Annotated in this window: 12 protein-coding genes and 1 riboswitch; all 12 genes read left to right on the top strand. The window is 27.1% G+C overall.

What is annotated here, in order from left to right; genetic code table 11:
• The first annotated feature begins 80 nt into the window (after positions 1 to 80).
• Complete coding sequence (locus tag BGI42_RS01705) at positions 81 to 929, top strand: 3-hydroxybutyryl-CoA dehydrogenase (RefSeq protein ID WP_069678681.1); 849 nt, start codon at positions 81 to 83, stop codon at positions 927 to 929.
• 150 nt (positions 930 to 1,079) lie between these two features.
• Positions 1,080 to 1,508 (top strand): C-GCAxxG-C-C family (seleno)protein, encoded by a 429-nt coding sequence (locus tag BGI42_RS01710; protein WP_069678682.1) that lies wholly within the window; start codon positions 1,080 to 1,082, stop codon positions 1,506 to 1,508.
• Between the two features lie 81 nt (positions 1,509 to 1,589).
• A complete protein-coding gene (locus BGI42_RS01715) occupies positions 1,590 to 2,513 on the top strand; it encodes a DNA-3-methyladenine glycosylase family protein (RefSeq protein WP_069678683.1) in 924 nt (307 codons plus the stop codon).
• Between the two features lie 160 nt (positions 2,514 to 2,673).
• Positions 2,674 to 4,158 (top strand): 4Fe-4S dicluster domain-containing protein, encoded by a 1,485-nt coding sequence (locus tag BGI42_RS01720; protein WP_069678684.1) that lies wholly within the window; start codon positions 2,674 to 2,676, stop codon positions 4,156 to 4,158.
• Between the two features lie 380 nt (positions 4,159 to 4,538).
• A complete protein-coding gene (locus BGI42_RS01725; protein WP_069678685.1) occupies positions 4,539 to 5,234 on the top strand; it encodes a response regulator transcription factor in 696 nt (231 codons plus the stop codon).
• Positions 5,235 to 5,237: 3 nt separating this feature from the next.
• The gene (locus BGI42_RS01730; RefSeq protein ID WP_069678686.1) at positions 5,238 to 6,662 is read left to right on the top strand and encodes a sensor histidine kinase; all 1,425 of its coding nucleotides are present in this window, start codon (positions 5,238 to 5,240) and stop codon (positions 6,660 to 6,662) included.
• A gap of 14 nt (positions 6,663 to 6,676) precedes the next feature.
• Entirely contained in the window at positions 6,677 to 7,507 is an 831-nt protein-coding gene (locus BGI42_RS01735; RefSeq protein WP_069678687.1) for a DUF3919 family protein, read from the top strand.
• A gap of 21 nt (positions 7,508 to 7,528) precedes the next feature.
• Positions 7,529 to 8,566, top strand: a complete 1,038-nt coding sequence (locus tag BGI42_RS01740) for an ABC transporter substrate-binding protein (protein WP_069678688.1) — start codon at positions 7,529 to 7,531, stop codon at positions 8,564 to 8,566.
• A 409-nt stretch (positions 8,567 to 8,975) separates the two neighbouring features.
• A complete protein-coding gene (gene groES / locus BGI42_RS01745) occupies positions 8,976 to 9,260 on the top strand; it encodes a co-chaperone GroES (RefSeq protein ID WP_069678689.1) in 285 nt (94 codons plus the stop codon).
• A 13-nt stretch (positions 9,261 to 9,273) separates the two neighbouring features.
• Positions 9,274 to 10,899 (top strand): chaperonin GroEL, encoded by a 1,626-nt coding sequence (gene groL / locus BGI42_RS01750; protein WP_069678690.1) that lies wholly within the window; start codon positions 9,274 to 9,276, stop codon positions 10,897 to 10,899.
• Positions 10,900 to 11,096: 197 nt separating this feature from the next.
• Complete coding sequence (locus BGI42_RS01755; RefSeq protein WP_069678691.1) at positions 11,097 to 11,501, top strand: type II secretion system protein; 405 nt, start codon at positions 11,097 to 11,099, stop codon at positions 11,499 to 11,501.
• A 98-nt stretch (positions 11,502 to 11,599) separates the two neighbouring features.
• A riboswitch (purine riboswitch) is annotated at positions 11,600 to 11,697 on the top strand.
• 142 nt (positions 11,698 to 11,839) lie between these two features.
• A complete protein-coding gene (guaB, locus tag BGI42_RS01760) occupies positions 11,840 to 13,294 on the top strand; it encodes an IMP dehydrogenase (RefSeq protein ID WP_069678692.1) in 1,455 nt (484 codons plus the stop codon).
• The last annotated feature ends 66 nt before the right edge of the window (positions 13,295 to 13,360 follow it).

Below are 13,360 nucleotides of genomic sequence, written 5' to 3' on the forward strand. Positions count from 1 at the left end.
TTAAGATTTTTATCCTTCATCAAATATGATCATATTTGATGGAGGTATTTATAAATAAAAGTTCTGAGGAGGATTTATCAATGAAAAAGGTATTTGTACTTGGTGCTGGAACAATGGGTGCTGGAATCGTTCAAGCATTCGCACAACATGGTTATGAAGTAATAGTAAGAGACATAAAAGATGAATTTGTTGAAAGAGGAATAGCTGGAATCAACAAAGGACTAACTAGATTAGTTTCTAAAGGAAAAATGACTGAAGAAGTTAAAGAAGAAATTCTTTCAAGAATTTCTGGAACTACTGATATGAAATTAGCTGCTGACTGCGATTTAGTAGTAGAAGCTGCTGTTGAAAACATGAAAATAAAAAGAGAAATATTTGCTGAATTAGATGGAATCTGTAAACCAGAAACTATCTTAGCATCTAATACTTCTTCTTTATCAATTACAGAAGTTGCATCAGCAACTAACAGACCTGATAAAGTTATAGGAATGCATTTCTTTAATCCAGCTCCAGTAATGAAGCTTGTTGAAATTATCAGAGGAATGGCTACTTCACAAGAAACTTTTGATGCTATAAAAGAATTAACTGTAGCTATAGAAAAGAATCCAGTAGAAGTTGCAGAAGCTCCAGGATTTGTTGTTAACAGAATATTAATTCCAATGATTAATGAAGGTATTGGAATATTAGCAGAAGGTATCGCTTCAGTTGAAGATATAGATACAGCTATGAAATATGGTGCAAATCATCCAATGGGACCTTTAGCATTAGGAGATCTTATCGGATTAGATGTATGTTTAGCTATTATGGATGTTTTATATAATGAAACAGGAGATACTAAATATAGAGCTCACAGCTTATTAAGAAAATATGTAAGAGCTGGATGGTTAGGAAGAAAAACTGGAAGAGGTTTCTACGACTATTCAAAATAATATATATTTTGGACTCAAGCATTATGCTTGAGTCTTTTTTTGTGTCTAGAAAATTATATATAGAAATTTTTGATTTATATTTTATTTAATAATATACTATATAATAGAATATATTATTTGATAATTATTTTAGTTTAGAGGTGATTTATTATGTTAAAAGAATTAGCTCAAAAATATTGGGATGATAAGTATGATTTAAATTGTGCAGAATGTCTAATATATGCAGCAAATGAAGAATACGAGTTGAATTTATCAAAAGAGACTTTAAAAACAATGTCTGCATTTGGTGGAGGAATGGCAATAGGAGAGATGTGTGGTGTTATTTCTGGAGCAATAGCTGCTATCGGAATAATGTTTACCAATATAAGTGGACATAAGAGTCCAATTGTTAGAGAAATGACTACAGAATTTATAAATAAATTTAAAGATATTCTTGGAAGTAATAATTGTATTAAATTAAGGGAAGAATATAAAAAGTCTAAAGAAGACGGAACTTGTATAGTTATGGTTGAAACAGCTGCCGAAATTCTTCAAGATATTGTAATTAAATATGATAAATTTAGAGTCAATTGGAACTAAATTTTATTAACATATATTTTTATAAAGATATGTTAATAAAATTTTCTGGTATATGTGTAAAGTAGGAGGGGACTTAATTTAATGGATTATAAAAAAATAGAAACTAGCAACAATAGTATAATCATAAAAGGAGTTAAAAATTTTAATTTAAAACATATATTCGAATGTGGTCAAATTTTTAGATTTGAAGAAATTCAAAAAGATAATTTTATAGTTATTGCATTTGGTAGGTTAATTGAATTAGTTCAAAGAAATAATGAGGTATTTGTATATAACACAACGGAAGAGGAAGTTAAAGAAATATGGTTAAATTATTTTGATTTAAATAGAGATTACTCTAATATAAAAGAAGAACTATCTAAAGATGAGTTATTAAAACAAAGTATAGAATTTGGTTATGGAATTAGAGTTTTAAACCAAGATTCATTTGAAATGCTTCTTAGCTTTATAATATCTGCAAGAAATAACATTCCCTCAATTAAGAAAACTGTTAATAAAATATCTGAAAAATGGGGAAATAAGATAGAATATAAAGGAAAGATTTATTATTCATTTCCTACAATTCAACAAATAAAAGATGCTACTTTAGATGAGATAAAAGAAACAGGAGCATCTTTTAGAAGTAAGTATTTACTGGATACAATTCAAAATATATATAGATCTACTATTAATGATTCCGAAATACAGGATAATGAAGATTCATTTAATGTGTATAATTTAGATTATATAAAAAAGCTAAATGATGATGAATGTCATAAAGCTTTGCAAGAATTTAAAGGTGTAGGGGCCAAGGTGGCTGATTGTATAATGCTTTTTTCAATGGGTAAAACATCAGCTTTTCCAGTAGATGTATGGGTTAAACGTGCAATGATACATTTTTATAATGCTGAAGAAGGTTCATTAAATAAAATTAGAATATTTGCAAGAAATAAGTTTGGAAAATTATCAGGATTTGCTCAACAATATTTATTTTATTATGCTAGAGAAAATAATATAAAAGTATAAAATAAACTATTGGGTAATTCTATATTTTGTAAAGTAATTTTATAGCAAATTCAGAAAAATTTGAATAATATGATTATAACATGTAACTAGTTATTATTATGGTATAATTACCGTATCATTACATTGATATAATAATTTGCTGGGAGAGTGTGTGCGTAGTATGTTCAATTTTGAGAACCAACTTATAAAATTAAAACATGATGTATTAAGCAATATTGTAAGATTAGCCAAAGAAAATAAGATTAATAAAGAAAATTTAGAAAAGATACCTTATGAAATGTTGCCAGGGGATGAACCTAAATACAGAGAAAGTATAATACATGAAAGAGAAGTATTATTAGAAAGATTAAAGTTAGCAGCTGGATTTATTCCAAATGGAAAAGGTACAGACGATTTAATAAATATAGAAGATGAAGAACAAATATTATATGTTATAAAGAATGCATGTGATATGTGTCCAACTAAGAAATTTGAAGTAACAGATGCATGTAGAAATTGTATAGCACATAAATGTCAAAGTGTTTGTAAATTTGGTGCTATTAGTTATGTAGATGGTAAAGCATATATAGATCCTGATAAATGTAAGGAATGTGGAATGTGTAAGAAAGCATGTCCGTATGATGCTATTGCAGAAGACATGAGACCATGTAAAAAATCTTGTCCAACAGGAGCATTAGATATTAATAGCGATAAAAAAGCTATGATAAAACAAGAAAAGTGTGTTAATTGTGGTGCTTGTATGGCTGCATGTCCTTTTGGAGCATTAGAGGATAAAAGTCTTTTAGTTAAAGTTGTTAAAGAATTAACTAGTAATTCAAATATTTATGCTGTTGTTGCACCTGCAATAACTGGGCAATTAAATTCTAAGACTACTTATGGACAAGTTAAAAATGCTATGAGAGAGTTAGGATTCACAGATATGATAGAAGCTGCATGTGGTGCAGATGCAGTAACAGTACATGAAAGTAATGAATTTGTTGAAAGAATGGAAAATGGAGATTCCTATATGACTAATTCTTGTTGTCCAGGCTTTTTAAGTTATATAGAAAAGATTATGCCAGATCAAGTAGATAGAATATCTGGAACGGTTTCACCTATGGTTGCAACAGGAAGATTCATAAAAGCTAATGATAAGAATGCAAAAGTTGTATTTATAGGACCATGTACTGCTAAGAAGTCTGAAATTTTAAGAGATTCAATAAAAGATGCAGTTGATTATGCATTAACGTTTGAAGAGTTATTAGCATTATTTGAAGGATTTGATATAGATCCATCTAACTTTGATGATATAGTTGTTGATGAAGCATCAGTTTTTGGAAGAGGATTTGGAGCTGGCGGTGGTTTAACAGCAGCTATTGAAAATTATGTAAAAGATAAAGGGATAGAATGTGAATTTAAGCCAGTTAAAGTTTCAGGTGGGGCTGAGATAAAGAAAACTATGATGATGGCTAAGATGGGTAGATTACAAGGAAACTTTATAGAAGGAATGATGTGTGAAGGTGGATGCATTAATGGACCAGGAAAAATATTATCGCCAATGAAAGCAAAAGCATCATTTAATAAAATAAATAAACAATCCAGTATGAAAAATGTTTTAGAAAATTCTAGAATTGAGGATTATAAAGACATAAATTTAGAAAGATAAATTTAAATTGTAAAAAAGAAGCCCTCTTAGGACTTCTTTTTTTATTTAAGAAATTATATTACTAAAGAAATTATGGATAATTTCTAAAATACTGTATTTTAAAGGTATTATGAGTAGTTCTAAAGAATAAAAATAATCATATGCGACACCATTATTTTTGTACTACTGTTGGAAAGGGTGCATGACTAAAAAATCCATGCTCTAAAGTTAATTAGCAATTTTTTTATAAATAAATTGCTAATTAAATATAAATATAAAATATAATTTAATATTTAAAAAGTTAGATATTAACAATTTTTCATTAAATAAAAAAAAGTTACTATATAATTATTAAAAGGTGTATTATATAAATTACAGGAATATTTAGGGGGGATAGATTTATGAAGATTTTATTGGTTGATGATGAAGAATCAATATTAAACTTAATAAAAATGAATCTTATATTTGAAAATTATGAAGTAATAACTGCTGAATGTGGAATAGATGCAATAGAACTATTCAAAAATGAATCTCCTGATTTAATTGTATTAGATCTAATGCTTCCTGATAAAGATGGGTTTGAAGTTATACATGAATTTCAAAAGATAAATAGTGAAGTTCCTATAATTATACTTAGTGCAAAAGATCAGTTAAACAATAAACTTTTAGGTCTTCAACTTGGAGCTGATGATTATATAACGAAACCATTTGACAGTAGAGAACTTATATTAAGGATTAGAGCTATATCTCGAAGAATAAATAAAGCTAAAGCTCTTGTAAAAAATGAAATTAAAAATAAAAAAAATGATATTATAGAAAAAGGACTTATAAAAATAATTATTCCAGAAAGAAGAGTATTTATCGAAGGTAAAGAAGCTATATTTACACATATAGAATTTGAAATAATATTATTAATGATACAGAATCCTTATAAAGTATTTACAAGAGAAGAATTATTGGACAAGATATGGGGATACAGTTTTGCAGGAAACACTAGAGCAGTAGATATTCATATAAAGAGAATTAGAAAAAAATTATCTGGAAATGAAGACGTTATAAAGACAATATATGGAGTAGGATATAGATTAGAGGTATAATATATGAAATTGGGTATCAAAGGAAAAATAGTGATTATGAATATATTTATTTTAATAATAGCTATATTAAGCATATATGTAGTGACAATTTATACCCTTTATAGTAGAGTGATAAATAATTCCATAGACATGCTAAAAAAAGAAAGTTATACAAGTCAAGCATTTATTATGAATTATTTAGATAAAGAAGATGATTTTCATGCAGAAAACGTTTTGAATGAAATGAGTCCATTTATTGCAACATATTTGTCTAATGGTTGCAAGTTTAGAGTTCAAATCTACAATAGTTCATCATTAATAGGAGATTCAGATAGTTATCCAAATATAAATAAAGATGATGATGTTGTGACTGCACTAAAGGGAAATAAATCATATATTATAAGAAAAATGGAAGATTCATCATATATACTATTTTCAAGTCCTATTTATTATTCAGATGGAACTATAGGATGTGTACGATATGTATATGATCTTGATAATGAAAGTACAATTATAACTAATACCATTTTAAGTATGGTTTTATTTGCAATAGTAGCAATAATATTTTCTAGTATTATGAGTAACTCATTTTCTAATAGAATAGTTAGACCTATAGTTAGTCTTAAAAATATTGCGAGAAAAGTATCTTTTGGTGATTTTTCTAAAAAAATTAGTATAAATAGTGGAGATGAGATAGAGGAGTTATCTAATTCATTTAATATAATGTCTAATAATATAGAAATAATGATTGACAATCTAAAAGAAGAGAAAGAAACTCAAAAGAGATTTTTAGATAATGTTACGCATGAATTTAAAACTCCTTTATCCGCAATTTTAGGATATTCAGATTTACTATTAAGAGTGAGAGAAAAGAAAGATGTTGAGAAATGTGTAAAATATATAGTAAAAAGTAGTAATAGATTACTAAAACTTGTTGAACAACTTCTTGATTTATCAAGGCTTAATAAAAATGAAATAGATATAAAGAATGAAATTGTTGATATAAAATCTATAATTGAAAGTGCTGCAATGATGTTAAATCCTAGGATTCATAAGTTTGGAATTAATCTTAATATGGATTTAGTTAGTAAGAATATTTATGCAGATAAAGAAAAAACAGAGCAGGTTGTACTTAATGTATTAGATAATGCAATAAAGTATAGTGAGTGTACAGAAATCAATATATATATGAAATATAATGAATGTTATGTAATAATATTCATTTCAGATAATGGACAAGGCATACCTAAAGAAGATCTAAAGAATGTATTTGAAAATTTTTATACAGCTCATAAAGTTTTGCAAAAGAAATATGGTGGAAGTGGATTAGGGTTATCAATATGTAAGGAATTTATGGAAAAGCAATCTGGAAAAATTGAAATAAGCAGTTTAAATGGAACTACTGTAAAATTAAGTTTTAAGCATGCAATTAAGAAGGAGATAAAGTAAGGTGAAATAAGATTATGATAAAGTTTAACTATAAAATAGTTATAAATCTATTTATAATATTAATTATATTATTGATTGGTATATATGTATATTTAAAAAGTAGTATTTATAATAATTTAGTTATTTTAGATGATAAAGAGCAGGTTATTCAGTATTCAATTGATTCAATACCAGTTAAAGTAGAACTTTACAGTAAAAGATGGGGAAAATTAACTATAGATTCAAATGAACAAATAAAAGAGTTTTGGAATATAGTTGATGGAATGCCTAAAAGTAATAATTTTTATAATTCTAAAATAGAAAATTCTTTTAATGAGATAACTGGAACAATTTATTATTTAGATGGAAAAAAAGGAACATTATATTTAAATGATACACTTAGAATAGATGATATTTATTATGGAGGTAATGATAGTTCTGCGTATATAAATAGAATTAAAAACTATATTAATGATATTTTTTGTACACCATCTGTATTATCTAAACTTATAAACGATAAAAATAAAATAACTATAGTAGATACTTATAATAATATAAAAAAGTGTGGTAGCAATGATAAGTTGTTATTAAAAGATGAAATTATGAATTTGAAAAGAATTAAAGATAATAAAAAGTTAGAATGGGCTGTAGCTAATAAGGGTGATTTAAATTGTCACATTAGAATTTATCGAGATGAATTTTATGATAATAAAATAGAAGATAATATTAATAATTATGATGTAATAAGTCTTGATATTTATGAAAATAACTATGTAATTGTTAGAGACTATGGAGATGAGATAGTAAATTCTTTTTACATGGAAGGAAATTTAAATAATATATGTGATAATTTATTTAATCAGTAAAGTTTATTTGGAGGTAAAAATATGTTAAGTAAAAGGAAGAGTATTTTATTAATATTTATTTTACTTATGATTTGTATTATTAATGGATGTTCTAATAATATATTTAGTAGTAAAGAGCTACCTAATCTTAAAAATGATAATTTGGTGGTTTATGTTGCATTTAATGAAGATGAAGCTAAGGTCTTACTTGATGGATTTAAAGAAAAGACAGGTTGTAATTATACATTTTTAAGATATCCAACAGAACAACTTGCTGATAAAATTAAAAATCGACAAATTTTAGGTGAAGCTGATATATTTTTAGGGGGAACAGCTGATGCTGTTGAATTACTAAAAATGAATAATTGTTTAGAAAGGTATGCTATAAATAGTTCAAATGAAATACCAATGCAATATATAGATAGTGATGGATATTGGATAGGATTATATGTAGAAGCTTTATCAATAGGAATAAATGAAGATAGATGGAATAAAGAATTTCAGGGTATTAAAAAACCAAAAACAATAGAAGATTTAGTAAATCCTAAATTTAAAGGTGAAATAGTATTAGCTGATCCAAGGACATCGGGAACAGGATATACCTTTTTATCTTATTTGGTTCAAAGTATGGGTAAAGATAATGCATTAAAGTTTTTCAAAAAGCTAAAAAATAATGTTGGACAGTTTACTGATAGTGGATTTACTCCAGCTAAAAAAGTTGGTATGGGAGAATATTTAATAACAGTAAATTTTATAAATCAACAACTTATAGTAAGAAATTCAGGATTTAATATAGAATCAATAGTTCCTGAAAATACAGGATGGACAATATGTCCTATAGCAAAGATAAAGAATAGCAAAAACGATAAAGCATCTGAAGCATTTATGAACTATTGTGTAACAAAAGAAGCCGGAATATCTCTTAAGGATTTTTCAATGGGATTTTCAACAATACCAGGAGTAAATTACCCTAATATAGAGAAAGCTTTTACTTCATATAAATTAAGCAAAGAATATGATTTTAAAAAGGCAGCTAAAGATAGAGAAGAGCTATTAAAGGATTTAGAAGAAATAATGTAAAAGTAATTAAGGATATTGAATAAAGTTAATGCTTATTTAATATCCTTAATTATTTTATGATAAGAGTTTAAACATTAGTGTATATATTAATTGATTAAAGTAAAAACTAATTAATAGTTGATTTTGTTGTATAAAACATATTATCAACAAGTAAAATACATAAATGTAAAAAATATATAATTAAATATAAATTTAATTTATTAAGAAAATAAAAGAAAAAATAAGTAAATAGAAGATATAGTGAGAAAAAATACAGTTTTTAAAGTGAAAAAGCAATATAATATTATAAAAAATATTTGAATTATATGGTCATAAAGGATATTATAATAATTGTATTAGCACTCAATGCTAATGAGTGCTAATACTAAATTAAAAACATTTATACTTAAAAATATAGGAGGGACTTATTATGAGAATAAAACCACTTGGAAATAGAGTAGTGATCAAGAAATTAGAAGCAGAAGAAAAAACAAAGAGCGGTATAGTTTTAACTGGAAGCGCTAAAGAAGTACCACAAGAAGCAGAAGTTGTAGCAGTAGGTCCAGGAAGCGTTGTTGATGGTACAAAAATAGAAATGGAAGTTAAAGTAGGAGATAAAGTTTTATTTTCTAAGTATGCAGGCACAGAAGTAAAATTAGACGGTGAAGAATATATGATATTAAAACAAGATGACATATTAGCAATAGTTGAATAGGAGTGTGGTAATAATGGCAAAGATGTTAAAATTCGGAGAAGATTCAAGAAGATCTATGCAAGTTGGAGTTGATAAACTTGCTGATACTGTAAAAGTAACATTAGGACCAAAAGGAAGAAATGTTGTTTTAGATAAAAAATTTGGTTCTCCATTAATAACTAATGATGGTGTTTCTATTGCAAGAGAAATAGAATTAGAAGATCCTTATGAAAATATGGGAGCTCAATTAGTTAAAGAAGTAGCAACAAAAACTAATGATGTAGCTGGAGATGGTACAACTACAGCAACTTTGCTAGCTCAAGCTATTATAAGAGAAGGCTTAAAGAATGTTACAGCAGGTGCTAATCCTATGCTAATTAGAAATGGTATAAGAATGGCTGTAAATAAAGCTGTAGATGAAATTAAAAAGATTTCTAAACAAGTAGAAGGTAAAGAGGATATAGCAAGAGTTGCAGCCATTTCAGCAGCAGATGAAGAAATAGGTAAGCTAATAGCTGATGCTATGGAAAAAGTAGGAAATGAAGGCGTTATTACTATAGAAGAATCTAAGTCTATGGGAACTGAATTAGATGTAGTTGAAGGTATGCAATTTGATAGAGGATATGTATCACCTTATATGTCAACAGATACAGAAAAGATGGAAGCTTTATTAGATAATCCATATATATTAATAACTGATAAGAAGATTTCTAATATACAAGAGATATTACCTATATTAGAACAAATAGTTCAAGCAGGTAAAAAATTATTAATTATAGCTGAAGATATTGAAGGCGAAGCTATGGCAACATTAGTTGTAAATAAATTAAGAGGAACATTTACTTGTGTAGCTGTAAAGGCACCAGGTTTTGGTGATAGAAGAAAAGAAATGCTTCAAGATATAGCTATATTAACAGGCGGAACAGTAATTGCTGAAGAATTAGGAAGAGATTTAAAAGAAGTTACTCTTGATATGTTAGGTCAAGCTGAAAGTGTAAAAGTAACTAAAGAAAATACTGTTATTGTTAATGGTAAAGGTAATTCTTCTGATATAAAAGATAGAGTTTTACAAATAAAAGCTCAAATAGAAGAAACTTCATCTGAATTTGATAAAGAAAAATTACAAGAAAGACTAGCTAAACTTGCTGGTGGAGTTGCTGTAATTAAAGTTGGTGCTGCAACTGAAACAGAATTAAAAGAAAGAAAACTTAGAATAGAAGATGCTTTAGCTGCTACAAAAGCTGCAGTTGAAGAAGGAATAGTACCAGGTGGTGGAACAGCATATATTAATGTAATAAATGAAGTTGAAAAATTAACATCTGATGTTCAAGATACGCAACTTGGTATAAATATAATTGTTAAATCTTTAGAAGAACCATTAAGACAAATAGCAAGCAATGCTGGAGTTGAAGGATCTGTTATTATAGAAAAAGTTAAAAAAAGTGAAGCAGGAATGGGATATGATGCTTTACATGGAGAATATGTAAATATGATAAAGAAAGGTATAGTTGATCCAACTAAGGTTACAAGATCAGCTTTACAAAATGCAGCATCAGTATCATCAACATTCTTAACAACAGAAGCAGCTGTTGCTGATATTCCACAAAAAGAACAACCAGCAATGCCAGCACCAGGAATGGGAATGGATGGAATGTATTAATATGATAAAAAGACTACCTACCAGGTAGTCTTTTTGTATATAAGTTTTATTTTTTCTTGTATATAAGTTTTAATTTTTAAAATCATTATACAACATAAGGTAATATTTAATTATAAAAGATATATTAAAAATATTTGTATATTTATTATTTGATATAGCAATAATTTAAATATATTCAAATTATTGGAGGTACATATATGATTAATAATTTTAATGTAAAAATTAAATATAAGAAAATGAAAGGATTTACTTTATTAGAACTTATATCAGTAATAGCTATTATAACTATATTAGCAACAGCAATTTTACCTAAAGTTACTGGATATATAAATGAAGCTAAAAAAACGAAAGTACTAGATCAGTGTAGAAAAGTTGTAATGGCAGTAGAATCTTATAATTTAACGCACTCATCTAATTATGATAAAGAAAAAAGTATATCTAATATTAAAGAAGATAATAATATAAATAAATATTTAGAAGGTGTTGAATTTAATAATTTAGATCTAAGTACAACAGTAAAAAATTGTTATGATATATTGAACGGAAAAGAATTTAAATTAAAAACAAATAGTGAAATCTTAGATTTATCTACGATTAATTAATGAAACCGATTATATAAAATGAATGTCTTATTTTTGCAATTTTAATTTCAATTTTATTGACTTTAGGCATAGCATACATTATAATATTTTTAATTAAACAAAGAAAATATTTAAAAACTTATATATACCTTGAATATGGCAAGGAGTATCTACCAGAAACCTTAAATTTCTGACTATGAGTGATATTAATATATTAATATACTTTAAGCATATTAACGTATTAACTTCACTTACGGAGTTGATGCGCTTTTTTTTTATACATAAAAACGCAGAATAAAATGCAAGGAAACAGTTAAAATAAATATAAAATGAAAGAAAAAAATCAAGGGGGAATAATCATGGCTAGAATAATAAAAACAGCTTATACATTTGATGATGTACTATTAGTACCTAATAAATCAGAAATATTACCTAGGGAAGTAAGTGTAAAAACACAATTAACAAAGAAAATATCATTAAACATTCCTTTAATGAGTGCAGCTATGGATACAGTAACAGAATCTAAAATGGCTATTGCTATGGCAAGAGAAGGCGGAATGGGAATAATTCATAAAAATATGACTATAGAAAATCAAGCAAAAGAAGTAGATAAAGTAAAAAGACAAGAAAATGGAATTATAACCGATCCAATATTCTTATCAAAAGAACATACACTTCAAGATGCTGAAAATTTAATGAGTCAATATAGAATATCTGGTGTTCCTATAACTGAGAATGGAAAATTAGTTGGTATACTTACAAATAGAGATATAACTTTTGAAAATGATTTTACAAAGAAAATAGAAGAAGTTATGACAAAAGAAAATTTAATCACAGCTCCAGAAAACACTTCTATTGATGAAGCTAAGGAACTTTTAAAGAAGCATAAAATAGAAAAGTTACCTTTAGTTGACAGTGAAGGAGTTTTAAAAGGATTAATTACAATTAAGGATATTGATAAAGCTAAACAATTTCCTAATGCTGCAAAAGATGAAAATGGTAGATTACTATGTGGAGCTACTGTGGGAGTTACAGTAGATATGATGGATAGAATTGATGCATTAGTAAAAGTTAAAGTTGATGTTATTACAGTAGATACTGCTCATGGTCATTCAAAAGGAGTTTTAGAAGCTGTTAAAGAAATAAAAAGTAAATACCCAGAATTACAAATTATAGCTGGAAATGTTGCAACAGCAGAAGCAACAGAAGATTTAATAAAAGCTGGAGCTGATTGCGTTAAGGTTGGTATAGGTCCAGGATCAATATGTACTACAAGAGTAGTTGCAGGTGTTGGAGTACCACAATTAACTGCTGTTATGGATTGTGCTGAAGTTGGTAAAAAATATGGGGTTCCAGTAATAGCTGATGGTGGATTAAAGTATTCAGGAGATGTAGTAAAAGCTTTGGCAGCAGGAGCATCTGTAGCAATGATGGGATCATTATTTGCAGGATGTGAAGAAGCACCGGGAGAAATGGAAATATACCAAGGTAGAAGTTACAAAGTGTATAGAGGAATGGGTTCTTTAGCAGCAATGGCTTGTGGATCTAAAGATAGATATTTCCAATCTGGAAATAAGAAGTTAGTACCAGAAGGTGTCGAAGGTAGAGTAGCATACAAAGGATATGTTTCAGATACTATATTCCAATTAATAGGAGGAATAAAATCAGGAATGGGATATTTAGGATCTAAAGATTTAGATACTCTATATAAAACTGCTGGATTTGTTGTTCAAACAGCATCAGGATATAGAGAAAGTCATCCTCATGATATAAATATAACTAAGGAAGCTCCAAATTATAGTGTAGGACAATAAATATATTTTATATTTATTGAATAAAGTTCTTAGTTGTTAGATAATTAGGTGGTAAAAAACAATTTA

The sequence above is a fragment of the Clostridium taeniosporum genome, from assembly GCF_001735765.2.
Lineage (GTDB): Bacteria > Bacillota > Clostridia > Clostridiales > Clostridiaceae > Clostridium > Clostridium taeniosporum.